The sequence below is a fragment of the Fulvimarina pelagi HTCC2506 genome, assembly GCF_000153705.1.
Classification (GTDB): Bacteria; Pseudomonadota; Alphaproteobacteria; order Rhizobiales; family Rhizobiaceae; genus Fulvimarina; species Fulvimarina pelagi.
On sequence record NZ_DS022272.1, the window covers coordinates 2181306 to 2201354 of the forward strand.

28 protein-coding genes and 1 pseudogene are annotated in these 20049 nt (G+C 65.6%); 3 read left to right on the forward strand and 26 right to left on the reverse strand.

Going from position 1 to position 20049, the window contains the following annotated elements; translation table 11 throughout:
- Positions 1-4: 4 nt before the first annotated feature.
- The 13 genes and pseudogenes from FP2506_RS10150 to FP2506_RS10210 all read right to left on the reverse strand — a co-directional run.
- Complete coding sequence (locus tag FP2506_RS10150) at positions 5-466, reverse strand: NlpC/P60 family protein (RefSeq protein WP_007067380.1); 462 nt, start codon at positions 464-466, stop codon at positions 5-7.
- Entirely contained in the window at positions 463-1356 is an 894-nt protein-coding gene (locus FP2506_RS10155; RefSeq protein WP_007067381.1) for a DUF2163 domain-containing protein, read from the reverse strand. The genes FP2506_RS10150 and FP2506_RS10155 overlap by 4 nt, the downstream gene beginning before the upstream one ends.
- Entirely contained in the window at positions 1353-1988 is a 636-nt protein-coding gene (locus tag FP2506_RS10160) for a DUF2460 domain-containing protein (RefSeq protein WP_007067382.1), read from the reverse strand. Before FP2506_RS10160 ends, FP2506_RS10155 begins: the two co-directional genes overlap by 4 nt.
- 3 nt (positions 1989-1991) lie before the next feature.
- On the reverse strand, positions 1992-2546 hold the full coding sequence (locus FP2506_RS10165) for a phage tail tape measure protein (RefSeq protein WP_007067383.1): 555 nt from the start codon (positions 2544-2546) through the stop codon (positions 1992-1994).
- Positions 2547-2558: 12 nt separating this feature from the next.
- Positions 2559-2819 carry a phage tail assembly chaperone gene (locus FP2506_RS19435; protein ID WP_148227679.1) on the reverse strand — a complete coding sequence of 87 codons (261 nt, stop codon included), beginning with the start codon at positions 2817-2819 and terminating at the stop codon, positions 2559-2561.
- Positions 2702-3133, reverse strand: coding sequence for a gene transfer agent family protein (locus FP2506_RS10170; protein WP_007067384.1), 432 nt, complete (start codon positions 3131-3133; stop codon positions 2702-2704). Before FP2506_RS10170 ends, FP2506_RS19435 begins: the two co-directional genes overlap by 118 nt.
- Positions 3134-3137: 4 nt before the next feature.
- Positions 3138-3551 carry a phage major tail protein, TP901-1 family gene (locus tag FP2506_RS10175; protein WP_007067385.1) on the reverse strand — a complete coding sequence of 138 codons (414 nt, stop codon included), beginning with the start codon at positions 3549-3551 and terminating at the stop codon, positions 3138-3140.
- A 95-nt stretch (positions 3552-3646) separates the two neighbouring features.
- A complete protein-coding gene (locus tag FP2506_RS10180; RefSeq protein WP_007067386.1) occupies positions 3647-4057 on the reverse strand; it encodes a DUF3168 domain-containing protein in 411 nt (136 codons plus the stop codon).
- A gap of 323 nt (positions 4058-4380) precedes the next feature.
- Positions 4381-4722 carry a phage head closure protein gene (locus FP2506_RS10190; protein ID WP_007067387.1) on the reverse strand — a complete coding sequence of 114 codons (342 nt, stop codon included), beginning with the start codon at positions 4720-4722 and terminating at the stop codon, positions 4381-4383.
- Positions 4722-5273, reverse strand: a complete 552-nt coding sequence (locus tag FP2506_RS10195; RefSeq protein WP_187289041.1) for a head-tail connector protein — start codon at positions 5271-5273, stop codon at positions 4722-4724. The genes FP2506_RS10190 and FP2506_RS10195 overlap by 1 nt, the downstream gene beginning before the upstream one ends.
- Positions 5274-5358: 85 nt before the next feature.
- Positions 5359-6606 (reverse strand): phage major capsid protein, encoded by a 1248-nt coding sequence (locus FP2506_RS10200; RefSeq protein ID WP_007067389.1) that lies wholly within the window; start codon positions 6604-6606, stop codon positions 5359-5361.
- Between the two features lie 53 nt (positions 6607-6659).
- Positions 6660-7181: an HK97 family phage prohead protease gene (locus FP2506_RS10205; RefSeq protein WP_007067390.1), complete on the reverse strand. Its 522-nt coding sequence runs from the start codon at positions 7179-7181 to the stop codon at positions 6660-6662.
- A 171-nt stretch (positions 7182-7352) separates the two neighbouring features.
- Positions 7353-8012 (reverse strand): annotated as a pseudogene (locus tag FP2506_RS10210) (phage portal protein); the annotation flags it as partial.
- Between FP2506_RS10210 and FP2506_RS10215 the strand changes: the two are divergent.
- Together FP2506_RS10215 and FP2506_RS10220 are read left to right on the forward strand one after the other, a co-directional pair.
- On the forward strand, positions 7989-8276 hold the full coding sequence (locus FP2506_RS10215) for a hypothetical protein (RefSeq protein WP_007067392.1): 288 nt from the start codon (positions 7989-7991) through the stop codon (positions 8274-8276). The pseudogene FP2506_RS10210 and the gene FP2506_RS10215 sit on opposite strands and share 24 nt — an antisense overlap.
- Positions 8273-8518, forward strand: coding sequence for a hypothetical protein (locus tag FP2506_RS10220; RefSeq protein ID WP_007067393.1), 246 nt, complete (start codon positions 8273-8275; stop codon positions 8516-8518). The genes FP2506_RS10215 and FP2506_RS10220 overlap by 4 nt, the downstream gene beginning before the upstream one ends.
- A 54-nt stretch (positions 8519-8572) precedes the next feature.
- Here FP2506_RS10220 and FP2506_RS10225 read toward each other — a convergent pair whose 3' ends face one another.
- The 6 genes from FP2506_RS10225 to FP2506_RS10250 form a co-directional block, all read right to left on the reverse strand.
- Positions 8573-9022, reverse strand: a complete 450-nt coding sequence (locus FP2506_RS10225) for a thermonuclease family protein (protein WP_187289042.1) — start codon at positions 9020-9022, stop codon at positions 8573-8575.
- A 50-nt stretch (positions 9023-9072) separates the two neighbouring features.
- Positions 9073-9879 (reverse strand): DNA adenine methylase, encoded by an 807-nt coding sequence (locus FP2506_RS10230; protein WP_007067395.1) that lies wholly within the window; start codon positions 9877-9879, stop codon positions 9073-9075.
- A gap of 170 nt (positions 9880-10049) precedes the next feature.
- On the reverse strand, positions 10050-11069 hold the full coding sequence (locus FP2506_RS10235) for a phage late control D family protein (protein WP_007067396.1): 1020 nt from the start codon (positions 11067-11069) through the stop codon (positions 10050-10052).
- A gap of 3 nt (positions 11070-11072) precedes the next feature.
- A complete protein-coding gene (locus FP2506_RS10240) occupies positions 11073-11282 on the reverse strand; it encodes a tail protein X (RefSeq protein ID WP_007067397.1) in 210 nt (69 codons plus the stop codon).
- Entirely contained in the window at positions 11279-11686 is a 408-nt protein-coding gene (locus FP2506_RS10245; protein ID WP_007067398.1) for a hypothetical protein, read from the reverse strand. Before FP2506_RS10245 ends, FP2506_RS10240 begins: the two co-directional genes overlap by 4 nt.
- Positions 11686-14934, reverse strand: coding sequence for a phage tail tip lysozyme (locus tag FP2506_RS10250; protein WP_040489087.1), 3249 nt, complete (start codon positions 14932-14934; stop codon positions 11686-11688). The genes FP2506_RS10245 and FP2506_RS10250 overlap by 1 nt, the downstream gene beginning before the upstream one ends.
- A gap of 76 nt (positions 14935-15010) precedes the next feature.
- Between FP2506_RS10250 and FP2506_RS10255 the strand changes: the two genes are divergently transcribed.
- Positions 15011-15403, forward strand: a complete 393-nt coding sequence (locus FP2506_RS10255; RefSeq protein ID WP_007067400.1) for a hypothetical protein — start codon at positions 15011-15013, stop codon at positions 15401-15403.
- 129 nt (positions 15404-15532) lie between these two features.
- Here the strand turns inward: FP2506_RS10255 and FP2506_RS10260 are convergent, their stop codons facing one another.
- The 7 genes from FP2506_RS10260 to FP2506_RS10285 form a co-directional block, all read right to left on the reverse strand.
- Positions 15533-16072, reverse strand: coding sequence for a hypothetical protein (locus tag FP2506_RS10260; RefSeq protein ID WP_007067402.1), 540 nt, complete (start codon positions 16070-16072; stop codon positions 15533-15535).
- 84 nt (positions 16073-16156) lie between these two features.
- Positions 16157-16657: a phage major tail tube protein gene (locus FP2506_RS10265; protein WP_007067403.1), complete on the reverse strand. Its 501-nt coding sequence runs from the start codon at positions 16655-16657 to the stop codon at positions 16157-16159.
- Between the two features lie 44 nt (positions 16658-16701).
- Complete coding sequence (locus FP2506_RS10270; protein WP_007067404.1) at positions 16702-17955, reverse strand: phage tail sheath protein; 1254 nt, start codon at positions 17953-17955, stop codon at positions 16702-16704.
- A gap of 142 nt (positions 17956-18097) precedes the next feature.
- Positions 18098-18226: a hypothetical protein gene (locus FP2506_RS19355; RefSeq protein WP_007067405.1), complete on the reverse strand. Its 129-nt coding sequence runs from the start codon at positions 18224-18226 to the stop codon at positions 18098-18100.
- Positions 18227-18256: 30 nt separating this feature from the next.
- Positions 18257-18520 (reverse strand): hypothetical protein, encoded by a 264-nt coding sequence (locus tag FP2506_RS10275; RefSeq protein WP_007067406.1) that lies wholly within the window; start codon positions 18518-18520, stop codon positions 18257-18259.
- On the reverse strand, positions 18517-19113 hold the full coding sequence (locus FP2506_RS10280) for a hypothetical protein (protein ID WP_007067407.1): 597 nt from the start codon (positions 19111-19113) through the stop codon (positions 18517-18519). The genes FP2506_RS10275 and FP2506_RS10280 overlap by 4 nt, the downstream gene beginning before the upstream one ends.
- Positions 19113-20048, reverse strand: a complete 936-nt coding sequence (locus FP2506_RS10285) for a hypothetical protein (RefSeq protein WP_007067408.1) — start codon at positions 20046-20048, stop codon at positions 19113-19115. Before FP2506_RS10285 ends, FP2506_RS10280 begins: the two co-directional genes overlap by 1 nt.
- Between the last annotated feature and the right edge of the window lies 1 nt (position 20049).

Consider the following 20049-nt stretch of genomic DNA (forward strand, 5'->3'; position numbering starts at 1 on the left):
CCGCTCACCTCACGTCTTCAGGAAACTGGAAAATGCCTGCGATGCGTCGCATCCAGGGCTCCGGCATCGCCGACCGCACGACCGCGCTGCCGTCATAGGCATGGATCAGCCGCCCGCCGCCGTCGACGATCCCGCAATGGCTCGCCGGCAACCGATTGCGCCAGCGAAAGAGCACCACCGAACCCGGTTCGGGCCGCCGGCATTCACTCGCGACCAGATGCCGCCCGGCGGCCTCGAGCAGCCGCTCGCCCGATCGATCGAGCACCCAGTCGACCGCATAGGGCGCCGGTCGCTCCGGCTCCTCACCGTAAAGATCGCGCCAAACGCCCCGAACCAGACCGAGACAATCGCAGCCCACGCTCTTTCGGCTTCCCTGATGTCGGTAGGGCGTTCCAAGCCAGGCCTCCGCCAAACGGACCACCCGCGCCGCGGGCGCCCCGTCCGCCGCGGTCGAAATCTCCGTCATGGCACCAGCGGCCGCCCGTCGTGACCGCCGACCTCCTTGGCAACTCCGAGCGCGGCATCGCCGCCCGGCAGATGCGGAAAGCCTCTAAAGCTCTCGGCATTCGCGAACCGGTCGCGGCAGGTCGCGAACCGCTTGTCGCAACCCTCGGCCACCTCGACGGCATCCCCAACGACAGGCAGAGTCTGCAACGGCTGCGTCAGCGCGAAGAGCACCTCGCCGCTTCCGGCCTCTTCGCCATAGGCGATCTCGGCCTTGAGACCTAAAGCCGGACCGCTTTGGAAAAGCAGATGGCCATGCCGATAGCGATCGAGCGGCATCGCAGCCGACAGCGCGACCGTCACCGACCGCTCCCCAAGCCCGGTAACGGTGCCGCTCCGCTTCAATCCCGCGTCCTCGAGATCGATTCCGCAGCGATGGTCGCCGAGCGAGGCGTCGCATTGCCGTCGGTAGAGCCGGCCGCGGACGCGGTCGAGATCGGCCATTCGCGAGCGCAGTTCCACCGTGAAGGCGAGATCGCCTCGCTTGATCTCGCCGATCGAAAGGACCTCCGTGCGCGCATGAGCGGCGACCGGATCGGTCCAGTCCACCAGGAACGTCTCCACGCGAGCGCCGTCATAGCGTCCCGCCGCGATGTCCGCCTCCTCGATGCGCGCCGAACTCAAGGCGCCCGCGACCTCCCGCGTCTCGCTCGCGAGCCCGAGCTCACTCTCCGCCTCGCTCGCGGTCAGCCCGGTCCGCGCCTCGAAGCGCGTACCGTCGAATTCGAGATCCGCGTCATGGTCCGAAAAACCGAGGACCACACCGTCCTCGCGCGTGATGCGCCAGCATTCGGCAAGTGTGGTCACCGGCCCCTTCAAGGCGGCTCTCAGAGCTGAAGGAAACTGCTTCATGGTCTGATCTCCACGAGCGGAATGGAGGGAATCTCGCCGGCCTCGAAGGCCGTCACGTTCGCCGAGAGCTGATCCATGTCGAACCGCACCGGCACGTCGAAGGCGAAACCGACCTGAACCAGCACGCCCGCAGCGGGCGCCGCATCGAAGACGACCGCGTCTCCGCCCTCGGACAGCTGGAAGCCGCTTGCGACCTCGTTTCCACCGAGGGCAACCAGCAGGCTTCCCGCGACCGCCTTGTCGATCGGTCGCCAATAGGTGTCCGCGCCATTCCCATAGGGCTTCAGAAGCGGAAATTTTCGCCGGCTCCCGTCACCCGAGCCCAACGCCGCATCGAAGGCGCTCGGCGTTTTGCCGAACGCACCCGAATGCCAGTCGAATGGATCGCGGAAGCGGAAGCCGACGAGCTTTCCGCGCCGCGCCTCGAAAAACGCGACCACCTCGGCCAGATCGGCCAGACTTCTGACCCCCGACCCCGCATCGTACCGGCGCACCGCATGAGCCGTACGCTGGTTGCGGTGCTCGAAACCCGTCGAGAGCCGAACGATCTCCACGCGCCGCTCCGGCCCGCCGCTGGCACCGAAAGCGACGCGGAGCGGAAAGCGCTCTTCGCTGAAGGCCGGGGCCGTCATCGCTCAAAGCCCCCGCTGGCCGCGGCCGGCCGCACGCGCCAGCATCGCGTGGATCTGCATCTCGGATTTCCGAAAGCTCTGGGCATCGGGTGTCGAGACGTTGAAGACGATCGTCCGTCCGCTCCCCGGGCCACCCGGCGCCGCCACCCCGAGCCGTCCGTCCGCGCCCCTTTGCAGCGGCAGGATCGCCTCCGCACCCGCCTCGCCCATGACGCCAAGCCCGCCGCCGCTCGAAAAGAACTGCGGGGCCGCGACGACGCCGCCCTTGGCGAACGGCGTGATCGATCCCGCGCCACCACCGCCAAGCACGCCGCCGATCGCGCTCGAAAACAGGTTCTCCAACGGTTTCAACGCCGCCTCGAGCGCGATGTCGGAAATTCGCTGCGCCAATCCCCGCATCACCTGGTCGAGCGACTTGCCACCGCTGACGGCTCCCTTCAACGCTCCGGTCAGCGCGGAGCCAAACTGGCTCGCCCGCCGGGAGAGATCGTCGAGCGCAGCCGTCAGCTCCGCCGTATCCGCGCTCATGTGAACGCGGATGGTTTCATCCTCTTCCATCGCCTGAATGTCCTAAAATTGGTCGGGAAAGCGCCGCATCAGTGCGTCGAGGTCGCCCGGCGTGGGCGCAAAGCCCCCGAGCTTCGGCTCGAAGGCGGAAAAGGCCGCCGCCAGTTCACGCGGCGTCAGTGCCCAGAATCGCTCGGCGCCGAGTTTCAGGACGCCGAAGCCGAAGCGGAGGGCGTCGTCCCAGGGAAAGGCCGCGACGGCCGGGCGGTCTCCCGTCGCGGCGTCCGGGGGTTTGAGCCGGCCTCCAACGCCCCCTCGCCCGATTCCCTGCCGCCGAACGCCGCCGTCAGCAGCTCGACCGCAATTCGCGCGGCGCCGGCAACGCCATCCTCGAACCGCATCGCCGAGACCTCGTCGGCAGAGACTGGCTCGCCGCTCCCTCGCAGCCCCGCCGCGATGATGATGGTCAGGTCGCGCGCGGAAAGGCGCCCCGTGTCGAACCGCGCCGCAAGCGCCGCAAGGTTGTCCGCCTCAAACGCCGCCTCCAGCTCGGCCAGCGCCCCCAGCGTCAGACAAAGGCGTCGTTCCGTCCCGTCGATGACCGCCGGAACCTCGCCGCGGCGGCGGTTCGCGAACATCGGATCAGAGGGCCGCAAAGCTGAGCACTCCGGCCGATTCCATCGCGATCTCGAACGTCACTTCGCCATTGTGCTCGCCGGAATATTCGAGGGCCGTCACTTGGAACGGCCCGGTCACGCGGCCGAAATTCGGGATCACCGCCTGGAATGCCTCGATCCGGCCTTCGAAGAACGCCGAGCGGAGCGCCGCGTCTGACCCCGCATCCTTGAAGATGCCGCTTCCCGAAAGCGACGCCCGCTGCACGCCCGCCCCGGCCAGGAGTTCGCGCCAACGACCGGCACTCTCGGTATCGGTCACGTCGACGCTCTCGGCGTTGAAGGCGAGTTTCCGCGCCCTCAGGCCGGCAATGGTGGCAAAACTCCCCTCGCCGGTCTCGTCCATCTTCAGAAGCAGATCCTTGCCCTTCTGCGCTGCCATGAGCGAAGTCCTTTCGAGCCGTTCGGACAACAAAAAAGCGGCCCTCACGAGCCGCTTTCGATTGATGTCGGATATTGGTTGGTAATGCGGGGCCGTCAGGCCAGCGGTTCGGTCACTGCACGGAACCGCAGGATCCCATGATAGGTGGTGCTGTCCGGTTCCTGACGCGCTTCGGCGAACTGGAGCCGCAGGTTCACCAGCTGGTGGCCCTCCAGCGGCAGGTTCGCATCATCGAGCTTCTTCGAAACCCGGTCCATGATCTCGTAGGTTTCCTGCTTGCCGCCGCCCTTGGCCCAGACATGCAGGGTGAGGATGTGTTCCGATCCGTCCTCGGTCCCGGTCGACCAGTCCATCACGGTGGTCCGTCCGAGTGTCAGATACGGAAACGCCGCCCGCTCCGGCCGACGATCGAAAACTTTCGGCCCGCCGAGCAGCCCCGTCAGCGCCGGGTCGCCGGTGAGCGCGTTGAAAATCGATCGCTGCAGTTCAGAACTTGGATGCGCCAAGGCTCTTACCTCCTTCGAGCAGTTCTCGCCGTGTCACACATTTTCATATGTTGTGATAATGGCGCACTTTCATCGCGCATGCGCGAAAAATTGCGATCATTTTTTTCACACTTTAGTAAGTCCATCACGATCCGGCCCTTCGCCGGACGGCCGCAACGCGAAATCCTTGGCCCGAAATCCCGATGTCGTTGGCAGGCCGAGTATCCAGTTCGAACCGAAAGCTTCGGCGTTGTCGCTCTTCCGACCATCTCTGCGCGAGGTTCGAGCCAATACTTTCGAAAGACGAGACCGCAGGCTCGCCACGTTGGTTCGGCATTCGAACTTCATTGCGCCTCCTCCCGGCACAGACAGAGCAGATAGCGCCCGCTTTCATCGGGATCGTAGACCGCCTCGATGAAGAGCCGCCGCTCGCCGATGCGAAACCGGCGTCCGCGCACAATGGTTTCGGCCGTGCGGCAAAGCACCCGAAGTCGGGTCTCCCCCTGCGCCTGGTCGAACCGCTCGAAGCGCCGTGCCGAGACGGGTTCGATATGAATTGAGACCGACCCGACCGCGACCCACTCGATCAGTGCGCCGCCCATCCCGTCCGGCGTCTCAGAAGGCCTCTCGAGCACCGCAAGTTCGCGCAGAAGGCCGGGATCGATGAACAACCGTTTTGCCGTCATCAGATCCGCACCGTCTTCAGCGACCGGACGAGACGCAACTCCGCGTTCGGCAGCACCGGGCGCGCCCCGCTGTCCACGGCGGTCCGCGTCTCCAACCAGCTCGCCGCCGCGACGAGGATCGCGTGTCTCGCACCAGCCGGCACCTCGTCCGGCAGAAGCCCCGCCGTCACGGTTGCCTGAACCCCGTTTGGGCTCGCCGCCCAGACGGAGGAGGACAGCTTGATAGCGCTTCCATCCGCCGATATCTCGGCATCGACGGCAGGATCGAAGTCGATCTCCGCCCCATCGAACCCGGTGCCGACCACGGCATCCACGCTCACCACCGGCCGCTTCGCCGCTCCGATCACGCCGTCCCTCGGTCGCTTCTCGACCACCAGGCGAAATTGCCGCCGCGACAGCGCCAGCCCGGTCGCCGCTTCGACGGCAGATGTCGCCGCCGCGACCAGGAGCCCGATCGTTTGGTCCTCGTCGTCACGCGCGATCCGGGCCCACTCCTTCAATTCGCTGACACTGACCGGCGCGGTTCCGCTGCCAAGATCAACCACGAGCACGGCTTGATCCTTTCGCTGTGAGAAAATCAATCGGTGCCGGCGGGGGAGGAACGCCGGCACCGCTTCGATGAGTCCTGAGGCGCGATCAGACCGAGAAGGTCAGCACCTTGCCCGCATCGAAGTCCTGAACTCCACCGCCCACGCGCTTCGTCGTGTAGAAGAGGACGTAGGGTTTGGCGGAATAGGGATCGCGCAGCACCCGCACGCCCTGGCGGTCAACTACGAGATAGAACCGCTTGAAGTCGGCGAAGACGATCGCGTTCGCCCCGGCCTCCGCGTCCGGCATGTCCTCCGCCTCGATCAGCGGGAAGCCCATCAGTGAGGCGCGGGCGCCGGCCGCCGAGGGCGGCTGCCAAAGATAGTTGCCGTCCGCGTCCTTCAGCTTGCGCACCATTGCCTGGGTCCGTCGGTTCATCATGAAGCTGGCGTTCTGGCGGTAGCCCGCCTTCAGTGCATAGACGAGGTCGATCAGCTTGTCGGCCGCCTCTCCGGCTGCGAACGCCCCGTCTGCTCCAGTGTTCAGGCTACCCACATTGCCCCAGCTCCAGGCATGTTCCGCCACCGTCGGATAGGTCATGAAGCCGCGAGGCTTGTTCACGCCGTCGCCGTTGACGAAAGCCTGGCTTTCCTGCGCGGCGAAGGCCTGCTCCACCTCCTCGCCGATCCAGCGGTCGAGATCGACTGCCGCATCGTCGAGCAGCGCGTTGGTCGCCGCCGGCATGGCGTAGAGTTCCATGGTCGGGAAGCTCAGTTCCGCCAGTTGCGGCGCGCTAGTCTCGGGACGGATTTCCGTCTCGCCCACCCATCCGGTCTGGGCGCCGGAAATCGCGAACGGCTTCTTCAGCACAGCCGCCGACACGGTCCGCACGGTCGCAGCCGCGCGCACCGGCGAGATCGCCGCCAGCCGGCGACCGATCTCCGTCTCCGTCTCGTCCGGCACCAGGAAGCCACCATCGCCCCCCGTCAGCTGCGACATCGCTTTCGCCTCGAGTTGCCGCAGACCGCTCTCGTCGCCGCCGCGGGCATAGGCCTCAAAGGCCTGTCTATGTTCGCTCGGAGCAGCATCCGCCTGCTTCTCGTCGAGGCCGATGCGCGGCCGCGTGCTCTTCAGCGTCAGCCGCTCCATGCGCCGCTGCTGCTCGTCGAGCGCCTTGGTCAGGCGATCGACCTTCTCCTCGGTCACAACGTCGGCGCTCATCCGCTTTTCGAGCTGCGCAAGACGCTCATCGTTCGCCTCGCGGAAATTCTCGAAAACGCTCATGAAGCGCTCGTGCGAGGCGTCCATCTCGCTGCCATGCGCTTTGATTTCAGGCGCGCTGATGCTCTCGTTCATTCTCACGAACTCCTCTTGCTTGTTCGATTGTTCAGGCTGAAACCGCGGCGCGGTCAGTTCGGCAGGGCCCGGGCAGACCCCACGGTCCCGAGCCGCCCGTTCGTTAGGGCGCCCGAGCGTCCTCCCTCGCCCGGCGCCCTCAGGCGCGCGCCCTCCTGCATCGGGAAGGAGACGAGCGAGATTTCCCATAGATCAATCGTCACCAGCCGCCTTCGATGCGGCGGACTCGCCCGGCGCGCGAGCTTGGTGCGGAAGCCGATCGATAGGCCGTCGAGGGCCCCCGCCGCGATCAGCGCCGCCGCCTCGCGGCCGGCCAATGCACCCGAGGCGATTTCCCCCTCGGCATAGAGCCCGTTTCGGTCCTCGCGGATCACGTTCCAGCGCCCCACCGGGCGCGCCGGATCATGGTGCCAGAGCATGCGGATGTTCCGCGCGCCTCTCGTCATGAGCGACGCCGCGAATGCGCCCGGCTCGATGATGTCGCCCGACAGGTCCGGCCGTCCGAAAAGGGCCGCATAGCCCATGATGACGACCCTCTGGTCCGCGGCGAACGCCGATGTCGACGGGCCCGCCATGGTCAAGTTCCCGACCACTCAGATTCTGTCTTGACAATTTGAACGATCTGTTGCACCTTTGCACCTGTCCTGAAATCTTGATGTCGTGGCAGTCGTTTGACAGCACCCTCTTCTCGAGCGGTGCTGTCTTTTTGTGTGCCGCAGGCCCTGAATCGGGTTGGAAGCTTGATTTCAGTCGTCGCGACCATAACCGACCGCTTGGCGCTTCTCGTCTCGGCCTAGAAAATCCGCTGCGCTCACGCGGGCCCAGAGCGCCTCCCGCTCGGCGGAGAGCCCCTCCACCGCATCGAGATCGATCCCGAGCTTCACCTCGGCGTCTCCGAGATGGCCGCCGAGCCAGGCGCCGATCGCGCCCGTCATCCGCTGGATCAGCGGCAGCACCGTCAGCCGGTAGAAGGCCCGGTTCGCCTCGGCATAATTCGCATAGGTCAAATCGCCGGGAATCCCGAGCAGCATCGGCGGCACGCCGAAGGCGAGCGCGATATCCCGCGCCGCTCCGTGCCTTGCCTCCATGAAGTCCATGTCCTTCGGTGTCAGGGCCATCGCCTTCCAATCGAGCCCGCCCTCCAGCAGCATTGGCCGGCCAGCAGTGCCGGCGCCTGAATAGCCGCTTTCCAGCTCCGCCTTCAGCCGATCGAACTGCTCGACCGACAGGTTGGACCCGTCGGCCGGCTGATAGACGAGCGCCCCGGATGGCCGCTGTAGCGCGCAAAAACGAATGGCGGGCCGCGCAAGATCGAATGGCAACAGTTTTGCGGCTGTTTTGACGCGCTTGTAAGCTGTCGGCAAATCGTGAAAGAGGCGCCGATGCGCAGCTGGCTCAAACAACCCCTCTCTTCGCTGACAGACTTCATCGCAGGCCATCGGAAGGTCCGGGTCGCCAGACGCCGCGCCGTCCGGATGGCGGCAGACGTTCTTCTCCTCGCCACGCAACCGCGGGGAGCGTGGTCGGAAGCCAAATGGCGACGGAACAAGGCCTACAAGGAGAACGACAAAGAGACCGCGCAGCACTGGGCCGCTGTCATGGACCGGATCGTCGAACTACACGGTCCGCAGGAAAGGGCCGACACGGCCACGCGGTATCTGGAGCCTTGAAAGACTATCCCGCCGACAGCCTCGGCCATCTGCGGGAGCTCGGCATGGGATTGAAGGCCTTCTGCCAGAACCGCGACTGCATCCACTCCATGCCGATCCTCGACGAGCTGATCGCGGCATTCGGGCCGAATGCGGCCTATATCAACCGGCGCTTCCCGCTTCGCTGCCGCAAGTGCGGCTCCCGCGATGTGATCACCATGGTCCAGTCGAACACGGCGACCGGAGCCAAGATGGTGCGTTGAGACCGGTTCGAATGCCGCTCGAAGCTCCTTCGAACATTCTTTAAAGACCAGCGGTCAGCCGCCGTAAGCACCCCCCGAATAGCGCGGCCAGTCGCGAGCGAAGCCGTGGCGGACGAGGTCGCCGGCAAGGTCGAGGTCGCCGACGAAGCACTGGGCGACGATGCGGTCGTAGCTCGTCGGTCGCGAGAGGCCGTCGCAGACCGAGCCTTCCCCCACTGGCAAACAGCGCACGGTTCTTCCTTCGACGAGCGCGCGCAGATGAGCCGTCGCCTCAAATCCTCCGGGTCGCGTCGCCTCCGGCGCGTCGATACCGCAGAGCCTGATCTCAGTGCCAGCGACGACGAGGCCGTCGCCGTCAATAACGGCATTGACCCTGCCCTCGATCGGGTCGGCGAAAGCAGGCGATACCAGCACGGACAGAACGAGGGCCAGGGCGATCAGGCCTCGTCGGCCCCATCCGCAGGTGCTTCTCGCCTGCCGTCGAACAGCATCTCGATCAATCATCGCGGACGTCTCCATGCGGCTGCATCATGATGGTCGGGAGCCTCCCGCTATCACGCTCTGCCAGTTCCCGAAACGATCAGTTCCCCGAAGGCCCGGCGTTTCTCGCGGGCCAGGGAATAGCTCGCCTCGACCGCCTCCATCGCGAAGTCGCTGAAGATCTCACGGACCTCGGGCCGGTCATTGATCGAGAGGATGAAGCGGCCCTTCAGGTCGCGCAGCTGCTCGGCCATCTCGGCGAAGTCTTCGCGGCCGAAGACGCCGACACCGTAGTCGTCTTCGCCGTCCCAGTAGGGCGGATCGAGATAGAACAGCATGCCCGGTCGGTCGTAGCGGCGGATGAAGTCGGCCCAGTCCAGTTCCTCGATGACGACACCGGCGAGGCGTTCGTGGATTGCCTGCAGCTGTGGCGCCAGCGTGAGCGGATTGAAGCTGGACGTCCGCGTCGGCGTGTAGCCGAAACTCCGTCCGACGATCTTGCCGCCGAAGGCGAGCCGCTGGAGGTAGAGGAAGCGCGCTGCGCGTTCGAGGTCGGTCAGCGTTTCCGGCCGTTCAGCCTTCAGCCGCTCGAACTCCCGGCGCGAGGCAACCTGATAGCGCAGCATCTCGATGAACGGGGTGTGGTGCCGCTGCAGGATCCGAAAGAAGTTGGCGACATCGCCACTCCGGTCGTTGATCGTCTCGGCCTTCGGCACTCGACGCCGGCGCAGGAAGATCCCGCCCATGCCGACGAAAACCTCGGCGTAAGCGATGTGCGGCACCGCCTCGATCCGTTGAATCAAACGCTTGGCAAGATTCCGCTTTCCTCCGCGATAGCCGGCAGCCGGCTGAACGGGTTCGACTTCCAGGAAGTCGGTCATAACAATTTCCTAAGACATTTCGTCCACCCTCCCCCGACCGGCTTCGGCCGGCGACGGCGGTGGCGTTGTCTTCTGTGGCGCCAGCGGGGACGACGTCGCAAACCACGCCCCCGCGCCGGGTTTGCCCGGCCCGTCGTCCTCAACTCACGTCTCGACCACCCTTTCGCCTCTCACCAAGCCAGCTCCGTCTCGATCGTCGTCGTCCAGCCCATGTCCGGGCCGGCCTCGTGGTAGACGGCCCTGATCTCCCAGTTCACCGCGTCGACGTCCGGCCCGTAGCCCTCCGCGACGGCCCGCGCGCCGGCGACGGCCGTCGCGTCTCCGGCAAACTGGAAGAAGCCCGTCGCGGTCTCCGCTTCAAGACGACGTGCGGTGCCTTCGGCCGCGGCCTTCGCGAAGTCGATCGACGGCGCGATGTGCGGCATCGCAAAACGCGCAATCCCGTTTCCAAGCGCCTTCAAAGTCTCTTCCGGCCGACCCTTGCCTGCGTCGAACCAGCCAGCTGCCACCTCGAACTGGCCAAAGCGCGGCTCCAGGTCGACCTGCCAGGCATAGTTCGGGTCGAACGGGATCCTCACATCCGGCAGGTCCGATCCGCTTGGAGAGGCAAAGGAGCCCTTGCGCCGTGCGGTCAAACGGCCGGCCTGCGGCTTGACGATCGCACCAAGCTCCTCGGCGATATCGGAGGCAAAGCCGATCGCAGACTGCTTCCAGCGCAGGAGATAGCCGCCAGCGAGCGGAATTGCCCTCAGCTCGTCGTCGATCGCCGTCGACAGCCCGGCGCGCCGGGCGAGCTCGTCGAGGACGTCGCCATAGGTCCGGTGTCCGGTCTCCGCGTCGAAATGCTCGGTATCGACCCGCTTCAGGGCATCGGTGAAGTCGGCCGATCGGCAGACGAGGTTCATCTCCTGCCCGCCTTCCGGATCGCCGGAATACTGTGTGCGCTGGTACTTGTAGGTGCCCGTGACAAGGGCGCCCCGAGGGTCCCAGCCGAGGGCGGCGGTGAACTCGGTGTCGACCGGCGGCGGCTGCAGATAGGGCTTCCGGCGCCGGAAACGGATCACCAGCTCGTCGGCCTCGCCGCCGTCGAGATCGGTGATCCTCACGCCCACGAACTCGTCCCCGAAGCGCTCGGCGAGATTGACGCCGGACGGGCCTTTGACGTCGATGAAGGGGACGCGGATCGTCATTGATCAGTCCCAGGGCCGGGTGACCGCCGGCGCCGCCCGTTCGACCACCTCGGGCAGGACGACATCCGCCCCGGCTGGGATGACGCCGGTCGGAAAGATCAGGGCGGCAAGGCCGACGTTCGCGTCGAGGATCGCCTCGACCGTCCCGCCGCGCTCGGTGCCGTAGACGCGCTTGGCCAGCCGGTCGATCCGGATGTCCTCGATCATGATCATGTCCGGTTCCCGAACATCACGAGATCGATCTCGACGTCGAGGATCCGGCCGACGCCGTCGTGCGGATGCAGCTTCGTCTCGTCGTAGGACAGGAACCGCACACCGATCTGGCCCATGTTCCGGCCGGCATAGTTCGCGCCAAGCCGGATGAAGTTGACCGGCCGGTTTTCCTTCAGGTGGATCTTCAGCCAGGCCAGCGCGTCGAGCCCGCCGACGAGATGGGGCGCCGTGCGGGCCCGGATGACGGCGCGCTCCTCGCCGACGCCGGTCGCCTGGTAGTCCATGCCGGTCCAGGTCGCAGCGCCCGGCCAGCGGCCTTCGGCTTCGGTCGAGAAGGATTCCGGGTTGAGGCCGATCACCTTCAGCGTCGCCTTGCCGATCCTGCAGTTCGGACGGACCGCCATCAGGCCACCCTCGCTTCGGTGTCGTGCATGGCGCGAGCCTGGGCTGCGGCGATGTCGCGGCGCTGCCGGCGGGCGGCCTTGGCGGCCATCACCTGCGGATCGACGCCATGATAGTGGTGGTTCGTCACCACTGGCTGGCCGTTGCCGCCAGTTCTCGCATCGACCGTGCCGCCACTGGCCTCTTCGGCGGCCGCGGGTTTCGGCATGGAGCTCTTCGCCTTCGGCGCCGGGCGCTTCGCATCGTCCTCGGGCCAGCCATCCTTCGCGAAGGTCTCGCGATCCGCCCCATGGGCCGCCGCGGCATCCATTTTCGCTGCAGCGTCGGGCTGGACGCCGCTGAGGCCCTGGCGGACCGCCTCGGCCTGCTTGCGGGTGAGCCGGCCATAGTCCCAGTGCAGCGACTCGCCGGACTTCAGCTGGTCCTTCGTGATCTCGTCAAGATGGATGCCGCCGCCGCTCATCTCGAGGCCGACAGAGCCCTTCCTGTTGGCGAGCCACCACTGCGCCAGCGGCGCCAGATCGTCACCCTCCAGGCGCTTGCCGTCCGGCCCGTAGATATAGGTGTCGGAAGCCCGGCCGCCGTGGCCGTGATCGTCGTGCCGGCGCGAGCCGGTCCGCCGCCTGCCGGCCTGACCGCCGGAATAGATCTCTCCGCGATAGCCGGGGCCGTAGACGGCGGCGATGCCCTCCTGGATCGACTGGTAGAGATTGTCTGTGATCGGCCGGTTCCGGGTCGCCCCCTGGTTGGCATAGTCGAGCTGGACTCCACCGAAGGCGGCTGCGCCAGCCGTCGCTCCAGCGCCGAACTCGCCCGCCGCCCTCCGGGCATTCGCGAGGCGCTGACCGCCCGAGCCGTCGCCGAAGCGGACATAGTCTTCGAGCGCGGCCGAGGCCTCCTCGACCGTGTTTGCCTCGCGGAACCGCTTCGACCGACGCCGTTCGTAAGGATCGTTCTGCATCTCATACGCGACGAAGGCGGCTTGCACCTTCCGGTCTCGCCAGTCCATGCCGCGCGATGACGCGAACTGCTGGAGGTTCGCGAGCCGGTTCCCGCGCCATTGAAGGAGGCCACCAGCCTGCTCACCGGCGTTCCAGGCATTCGGGTCGAAACCGCTTTCCTGCTCCATGTGACCCAGAAGCGCGAAGGCCTGCGGATCGGAGAAGTCGGCCGAAAGGACGTCGAAGATCTCACCCTTCGCCCCGCCAGGATTAGTCAAGGCGCCGCTCGAGGCCCCGAAGCGGGCATTGTCGTTCGCCGAAGGGCCTCTCCCTGGCGAGCCCATGCCGGCGAACCCGTCCATCTGCGGCGCGCCGGCATAGGCGCTGCGATAGGGCGCGCCGGACCCGCCGCGCCCTCCGCCGCCGAGCGACGCGTTGATGATCCGCCCGCCGCCGAAACCGTCGCTGCCGAAGGAGATCGGGGAGACGGTCTCGTCCTTGAGGCTCGAGAAACCCTCCTCGAGGGTCTTGTTGATCTCCTGGAGCCGCTCTTCGACCCCTTGCACCTGCCGGCGCAGGGCGTCGGCTTCGGCGCTTTCGCCTTCGGCCTCGCTCAGTTGCTCCCTCAGAACGCCAAGGCGCGCCTCGGCATCGTCGCGGTTGCGGCGAAGCAGGTCGCGTTCGGCCGGTTCCCGTACGGCCGCATCGGGCCCGACTTCCTCTCCGGATCCGTCTCCCTCACCTTTCAGGAAGTACCGGCCCACGAGCCCGAAGTCGCCACCGAAGAGCGGATTGAACTTGCGAAGGAGATCCCAAGCCCCGCTTGCTGGGCCCTCCTCCATCGTCTTGTCGGCCGACCCAGCGAGATCCTTCATCAGCGCCGTGTAAGCCTCAGACGCTCTCGCCCGGCCTGGCGAGACCGCCTCGCCGATCGTGAGCTGCGAGGCCTCGCGGTCCGCCTGGCGAGCCTCTTCCATCCCCTGCGGCATGGTCCGGTAGTATTCGTAGTCCCGTTCGACGGTTCCCGCCGACTCGGTGCGGATCTCGCGCTCGTACTTCGTTAGGAGATCGCGGTTCTGCATCAGGGGCCGCAGCGCTGCCATCACCTGCTGGTCACCGAACAGCTCGCCCATCCGGAAGGGATCGCCCCCGGTGACCTCGGTGGCAAGATCGAGCACGGTCAGCGCCGGATGCTCGCCCCGTTGCCGCCCAGCCTCGATCTCGCGGGGGAGATTCACGCGCCGCTTCTTGAAGTTGCCAACTGTTTCCGGTGAGAAGAGCTTCGCCAGGTAGTTCTGGAGATTGTTGGCCGCCTCGTCCTCGCTGCCGGCGCCCTTCGCGGCGATCTCGGCGAGCGCGACCAGTTCGGACAGTCCCTTCAGGCCCGTTCCTCCCGCCGCCGCATATTGGGAACCGAGGGACGGCAGGTTCTTCGCAAGGGCCTCCAGCTCGAACGAGCCGAGCTTCCCGCCCTTCGCCATGATGTCGTAGGCGGCGGGGAGCTCCTCGGCCTTGCCGCCCATGGTCCCGAGATAGGCCCGTCCGGCCCGGGCAATCGTCTCGGCGCTCGCTCCCGAACCGATCGCCGCCCTCAGGGTCGGCGGCAGAGCCGTGTTCTGCTCGGCGATCGTCATGCCGCCCGCGACGAAGGTCTGCCGCGCGTCGGAAATGCTCCCCTGCGATGCGCCGACGTCCCGGCCGAGCGCCTTGTTCGTCTCAACGAGTTCCTTGCGGGTACCGATCCCGTAGCGCTCCGCCGTCATGGCGGTCCGACCCGCCGCAGCGTCGACGTCGCGGAACTTCTGCTCGACCTGGCTGAGGCCGGCCAGGATCGCGGTCGGCGCGGCGAAGGCCATCAGGGCGTTGAAGGCGTTGCCGGCCCCCGTATTGAGAATACCGAGTTCCTGGTTCAGCCCGCCGAACCTCGTTCTCGCCATCGCGATGTCGCGGCTGAGCGAACCGATGCCGCCGACGCGCCCGAGACGCTCGGCCGAGGCGCGTAGCTGATCGATGTCGCGATCCGTCCGGTCGACCTCGATCCCCAGCCGGCGAAAGCGCTGTGCCATCTCGTCCGCGCCGCGGGACGCTCCGAAGCGATCGACCGCGCGTCGGAGCGTATCGACGTCGCGTCTGGTCGTTTCGGTGGTGCGGGACACCTCGCGCAGATCCCGGCCGAGCTTGTCCGCACCCCGGTTCGCGCCGAAGCGATCGGCCGCCTTCTCGATCTCCTGCAGGTCGCGCTTGATCCGCCGACCGTCGTCGTCGCGATAGTCGATCCCGAAGCGCATCGAGACATCGAAATCAGCCACGGCGGCGCTCCACTTTCTTGTCAGTCGCCCGCGTGGCCGCTACCGTCGAGCGTGTCGCCTGGAGGCATCCGACCCGATGAGACCGATACTCGCTCTTCTCCTGACCTTCGCCGTCGCGTCTCCGGGCCTCGCGCAGGCGCTCTCGCCTCGTACCGTCCATACTGGCGAACTGATGATGGGGAACGTTCCCGAGGCGACGCAGGTCGAGGTTTACTGCCACGTCGCCGAGATGGATGAAGCTCGCGGGCGTTGCGCGGTTCCGAACGACTTCGGCGAATTCGGAAGCTACTGGATCGATCTCGACTTCAGCGAGATGGTCGACGGGCCCGCCGGCTTCGTGGACTATGCCCGGGACAACTGCAGCGGCGCGGCGATCCGGCGCGAATGCCGGTTCCGGATGATCGGTCTCTACGAAGAGCGGCAGGCCGACGAGTGGATCGTGCTGAGCGAATTCGAACGTTACGAGTGAAACGGCCATAAACGCCTCAACCATGGTCTTCGGCCGCGATCAGCTCCGCCTCGGCAGACCAGACGAGAATCTCGTGCCAAGGCCTGGCGAGCCAGTAGGGCACCGGTGTCGCGGAAACCCGCGCGAGCTTCAGGACGAGCCGTCGGCAGGCTCGCGGGTCGACCCGGAGCCGCCGGCCTTCATGAAGCGGGGCAAAAAACCGTAGCCGATCTCCGCCAGCCGATCGCCGTCGCGGCCGGGAAGCGCCCGGCACACCGCGGCGGGCATGCCGCTCATCACAGCGTAAAAATCGTAAGGGTCGGCTGCATCCCGCTCGAAAAGAACGTCGGCGACCTCCTGGCCCGACAACGGCCGCACGAAGACTTCGCGGATCTCACGAAAGGGATGCCCAGAATCGTCCGAATGGCGCAGCCGGAACGGATGGTCGAGGGCGAACCCCTTGCCCGGACGTCCGTTGAGGAAGTCGAGCTCGGCGACCTCCTTCTTCGCTCGCGCGGCAGGTTTCTTTGCCTTGGCCGCAGGTTCGACTTCAGGCGCTTCGTCCCAGTCGCTGCGCATCTCCTCGGGCGGAAGGGGGATCTCCTCAATCCCGACCTTGCGCGCCTCGCCCGCAAGTTCGGCCGCCCCGTCAGGGCCGGTCTTGCGCTCTTCGTTCGTCACGTCCGACATGCTCGTCCCCCGGCGCCCGAAGCGCCCTCTTCAGTGCGCATTTTCGCGAGCGCGAAAGTCGTGCGACTTTCGCTGAAAATGCCCTCAAGCCGCGATCAGGCGGTTGCCCTCGCTCGAATAGTCGATCCCGTCGATCACCAGCGTCTGGTTTTCGACCGAGAACTTGTGGATCGTCTCGCCGTCGAAGATGTCGTGGTAGAACCAGACACCACCGCCTCCGTAGCGGGTCGCGTCCGCCCGCTTGCCGATTACGCGCGGATGGCGCACATCCATGATCAGCGCCTTGATGATGACGACGCGGCCCTTGTTCTGGCCCTTGGTGATGTCGCGCAGGCGCTCGTAATAGGTGAACGTCGTCCAGTCGCCGGCTTCGCGGCCGAAGCGGCTTTGGAGGTCGCGGTGCGAACCGTAGACGCCGAACTCGAAGGTCGGCGGTTCGATATCAGTCGGGAGCTCGAAGCCGAACCAGCCGAAGGCCATCCGCTCGCGTGCCATTCTGAGATCCGGCAGAGCAACGGCTTCGAGCCGTTTCTTGCAGTTGATCTCGCCGACATACCAGTTCGCGCCGTGAATGATGGAGTCCATAAGAACCTCTCAAATGCCGTTCGAGCGGCGTTCGAAGCCGCTTCTCAAGCGGCGACGTATTGGATGTTCGGGTTGCCGAGCCGTTCCAGGGCGGCGCGGATATTGTCCGACAGGATGTCGAAGGCTTCCGGCTGCGGCTCGGTGTAGATACCGAGATCGGTGAGGTCCGGCGTCTCCTCGAAGCGCAGCTTCACCCGCATTCCGCCCTTCCGGAGGAGATTGTTCGGGTTGAGCGAGCGGTCCCAGATGACCTGGCTGCCCTCGATGATCGCGCCGACCGCCTGACGCTCCTCCAGCGCCTCGTTTGCGGCCTGGAAGATCTGCGTGACCGCATGCGGCCCGATGTCCTCGGACAGGTAGAGACGCAGCGGACGCAGCATCGCCTTCTCGATCGCCCGACGGGTGCGGATGCGCTTGATCGAGCGGTAGCCGACCGTGGTCGGATCGGTCGCCGTCGTGAAGGGCGCCCAGAAGACGCGGCCCTCGATCACCGTGCCGACGCCGCGCTGCACGAGATAGTTGGCGTCGTGGCTGGTGTCGCCGTCACGGTAGGACACTGACTGCGAGAGATTGGTGAGCCCCTTGAGCGGCCGGTTCCAGGCCGCCTTGTAGGGATTGCCGACCTCCTTGTCGCGCCTGACGATCGCGGCGGCGACCGAAGGCGAGAGCGGCCTTGTCACCGTCTGGCCGTCGAGGAAGTAGCGGCCGTGCGGATACATGCCGATGACGTTGTAGAAGGTCGCCCAGTCGTCCGCCCATTCGGCCGCCGCATCGCGGCTCGTGTCCGGGGTGTCTCCAACCACCATGCAGTCGATGATCCGGTCTGAGATCGCGCTCAGGGCGGCGACGACCGGATTGGCGCCGGCGTCGATCCGCTGCGACATGAAGCCCGGTGCCTGGACGAGACCGGGTTCGAGATCGAACTCCGCCTTGCCTTCGAGCAGCGCCCAGGCGCCCGTCTTCGCGTTCGGATCACCGGCGATGAGGCCAATCTGGGTGTTGAGGATCTCGGAATGAGCGGCGCGCACGAAGAGGACGTCGGTGATGATCCCTTCGAGCGCATATTGCCGGATGGTGTCGTAGGCCATGCCGGGCCCGAGCTTGGCGAGGGTCTCCGGATCGTCCGTCGAGATCACCCGCGGCTCGTCGACCGGGAATGCCGCTTCGTCCTCGGCCGCGATGTTCGGCAGTGGCAGGCAGAGGCCGATGACGGTGGAATCGCGCGTGTCGATCGCGGCGACCGTGTCGCGCAGATTGGAAAAGACGCGGGTGCCGACATTGTCGGTGGTGGCGGCCATGGAACGCTCCGGATGCAAGAGGCGGCACGAGCCTGAAGGCTCGAGCGGGGACCTCAGGAGAAATCTCCGGCGACGCTAGACCGCGTGATGGCGGGCGGTCATGCTGACAGCTGTCAGCACCATCGAAAGGGTCAGAGGGCAGTCATCCGAACATGGACGCGACGATGAAGACCGTGACGATCAGGCCGATCACGACGGCGACGATCAACATGACCTCGCCCCAGCCCGGCTTCGGTCGGCTGCGGTTCGGGTTGTTGTCGTAACCGGACATCTGGCCCTCCGAATGCGTGACGCCGGGAAGCTACCGAAACGGCCGCGATTTATCGAGCCCCTTCCGTCGCCAGCGGAAGAAGATCCATCCGAACAGCGTCGTCCCGATCGCCATCAGAACGCCCCAGGCGCTTAAGCCCAGCGCGGCGACGCAGGCCCCGAGATCGACATTGGACGCAACGAAATCGACCAGCGAGCCACCGGCGTCGTAGGCCTCGTCGTGTGGCTTGCAGCACGCCTCGCCGATCTCGACGCCGAAGAGCCGGTCCGGCCAGAGGGTGCAATAATCGGTCAAGTTCCGGGACCATGAATATGGTCAGCCGTTGCCGAAATCTGCGCCAACACTCGCTCCAATGCGGTGTTCAAATCCGCCTCGGTCGCAATGTCGGAACTGCGAAGCCCTTCAGCGATACGGCGAAGTCTCGCGCAGTGACGTGAGACGACGCGATACTGGTTGGCGTAATCGATGACGCTCCCCGCATATTCCTCGATCGTTGTCTGGGCGCCAGTGTAGGCAACCTTATCCGCGTGCATGCCGGGAAGTATGGCGCGGTCAAGGTCGAGGGCAGCGACACCTTCAGCCAAGATCGCCAAAGCCTCCTTCTCCTGAGCATCCCAAGAGTCCCGCTCGCCTTCAGACCACTCCGATTTGATAGCGTCTGTGATCGCGTCGATCTTCCGGATTGCGAGACTGAAAGCAGCCTGACGCGCATCTACCATCGGATCGATAGCGTCGAGGATCACTTGGATATCGGCATACTCTCGCGCAGTAACCTCCGTCTCGTCGAGGTGCGTGACAACGAAGGAAAGCTCATCAATCATCTTTACGATGATGTCGTCAGAGCCAAGAACCGATCGTGCCGCGTTGATGATATCGAGAGTTTTCATCAGGCGCCCCGAAGGTCCTTGTAGACACGGTAGATCGCAGAGGCGCCGTTCACCGACGCCACGTTCCCTGAGTAAGTTGCGTAGAAATACGGGCGGAGATACCACCTGGTCGGTTCGCTTGGCCGCTTATAAGAAGCGTCCAGAAACGCCGACAGGTAGGCTATTCCGCGGAGCGCCTGGTCCGTAGATGAGCCGGGGTTCGAGTGGAGGACTGTGCTGTGCATACCGTTCACAGGTATGACGTAGTCTGTTCCGTCGAATACTTTGAGAACGATCGCTGATCCGCCATCGTCTCTGATGGCGCCGTTTACGTCAACGTACAGGTTGCAGCTGAACGTGACCTCCAAGAAGTCACCCTCTTCGCTGTCTATGTAGAACGGCTCAGTAGCATGAGCGGCATAGGCCGTATTCGTCGAGGTCGAGTTGCCGTTCAAGGCAACCCTCCCGGCGTCTATGACTTTCAAACCGTCGAGATCGAGGTTCGCGCGGGCGACAGCTTTGTCAGAAACGTCGTTGAGGTTTTGGCTCTTCGACATTTTTGCGTTGTGCAGCTTATTCAGCGTGTCGAAACTCGCGGGAACGCCGTCACGGATCGCCGAGGCGATTCTGTGCGGATCGTTCGTATCGGCAAGGTGTGCTGCCAGCGCGGAAGCCGCAGCCTTGTCGCCGATCGCCGTAAAGAGCGACGCGATCACGTCGTCCTGGTCGGCAAGCTTGTCCGCCACTTCGATGAGCGTGTCGTAGGCCGCCGGAGCGCCGGCCTTGAGTTCCGCGATCGCCGTATCGACGGCCGTCGCAATCCGCGTGCCGACCGTCCCTTCCCGTTGCGATAGAAGGATGAGCGCATCGCGAATGCGTCCCACATCGACCGACCGCGGGCTGTTGTCCGGATGCGGAAGCGGAACGCCTTCCGGCGTCTGGTCGAGGACCGGCATC

What these genes read in the sequence shown, in the direction of transcription:
- FP2506_RS10270 (WP_007067404.1), bottom strand. Translation starts at nt 17,955, where the DNA reads ATGGCCGCCACCACCGACAATGTCGGCACCCGCGTCTTTTCCAATCTG.
- FP2506_RS10280 (WP_007067407.1), bottom strand. Translation starts at nt 19,113, where the DNA reads ATGAAAACTCTCGATATCATCAACGCGGCACGATCGGTTCTTGGCTCT.
- FP2506_RS10190 (WP_007067387.1), bottom strand. Translation starts at nt 4,722, where the DNA reads ATGACGGCAAAACGGTTGTTCATCGATCCCGGCCTTCTGCGCGAACTT.
- FP2506_RS10205 (WP_007067390.1), bottom strand. Translation starts at nt 7,181, where the DNA reads ATGGCGGGCCCGTCGACATCGGCGTTCGCCGCGGACCAGAGGGTCGTC.
- FP2506_RS10200 (WP_007067389.1), bottom strand. Translation starts at nt 6,606, where the DNA reads ATGAACGAGAGCATCAGCGCGCCTGAAATCAAAGCGCATGGCAGCGAG.
- FP2506_RS10285 (WP_007067408.1), bottom strand. Translation starts at nt 20,048, where the DNA reads ATGCCGGTCCTCGACCAGACGCCGGAAGGCGTTCCGCTTCCGCATCCG.
- FP2506_RS10165 (WP_007067383.1), bottom strand. Translation starts at nt 2,546, where the DNA reads ATGGAAGAGGATGAAACCATCCGCGTTCACATGAGCGCGGATACGGCG.
- FP2506_RS10170 (WP_007067384.1), bottom strand. Translation starts at nt 3,133, where the DNA reads ATGTTCGCGAACCGCCGCCGCGGCGAGGTTCCGGCGGTCATCGACGGG.
- FP2506_RS10175 (WP_007067385.1), bottom strand. Translation starts at nt 3,551, where the DNA reads ATGGCAGCGCAGAAGGGCAAGGATCTGCTTCTGAAGATGGACGAGACC.
- FP2506_RS10215 (WP_007067392.1), top strand. Translation starts at nt 7,989, where the DNA reads ATGCGCAGCTGGCTCAAACAACCCCTCTCTTCGCTGACAGACTTCATC.
- FP2506_RS10260 (WP_007067402.1), bottom strand. Translation starts at nt 16,072, where the DNA reads ATGTCGGACGTGACGAACGAAGAGCGCAAGACCGGCCCTGACGGGGCG.
- FP2506_RS10235 (WP_007067396.1), bottom strand. Translation starts at nt 11,069, where the DNA reads ATGACGATCCGCGTCCCCTTCATCGACGTCAAAGGCCCGTCCGGCGTC.
- FP2506_RS10150 (WP_007067380.1), bottom strand. Translation starts at nt 466, where the DNA reads ATGACGGAGATTTCGACCGCGGCGGACGGGGCGCCCGCGGCGCGGGTG.
- FP2506_RS10225 (WP_187289042.1), bottom strand. Translation starts at nt 9,022, where the DNA reads ATGATTGATCGAGATGCTGTTCGACGGCAGGCGAGAAGCACCTGCGGA.
- FP2506_RS19355 (WP_007067405.1), bottom strand. Translation starts at nt 18,226, where the DNA reads ATGTCCGGTTACGACAACAACCCGAACCGCAGCCGACCGAAGCCGGGC.
- FP2506_RS10265 (WP_007067403.1), bottom strand. Translation starts at nt 16,657, where the DNA reads ATGGACTCCATCATTCACGGCGCGAACTGGTATGTCGGCGAGATCAAC.
- FP2506_RS10255 (WP_007067400.1), top strand. Translation starts at nt 15,011, where the DNA reads ATGAGACCGATACTCGCTCTTCTCCTGACCTTCGCCGTCGCGTCTCCG.
- FP2506_RS10155 (WP_007067381.1), bottom strand. Translation starts at nt 1,356, where the DNA reads ATGAAGCAGTTTCCTTCAGCTCTGAGAGCCGCCTTGAAGGGGCCGGTG.
- FP2506_RS10245 (WP_007067398.1), bottom strand. Translation starts at nt 11,686, where the DNA reads ATGGCGGTCCGTCCGAACTGCAGGATCGGCAAGGCGACGCTGAAGGTG.
- FP2506_RS10160 (WP_007067382.1), bottom strand. Translation starts at nt 1,988, where the DNA reads ATGACGGCCCCGGCCTTCAGCGAAGAGCGCTTTCCGCTCCGCGTCGCT.
- FP2506_RS10240 (WP_007067397.1), bottom strand. Translation starts at nt 11,282, where the DNA reads ATGATCATGATCGAGGACATCCGGATCGACCGGCTGGCCAAGCGCGTC.
- FP2506_RS10230 (WP_007067395.1), bottom strand. Translation starts at nt 9,879, where the DNA reads ATGACCGACTTCCTGGAAGTCGAACCCGTTCAGCCGGCTGCCGGCTAT.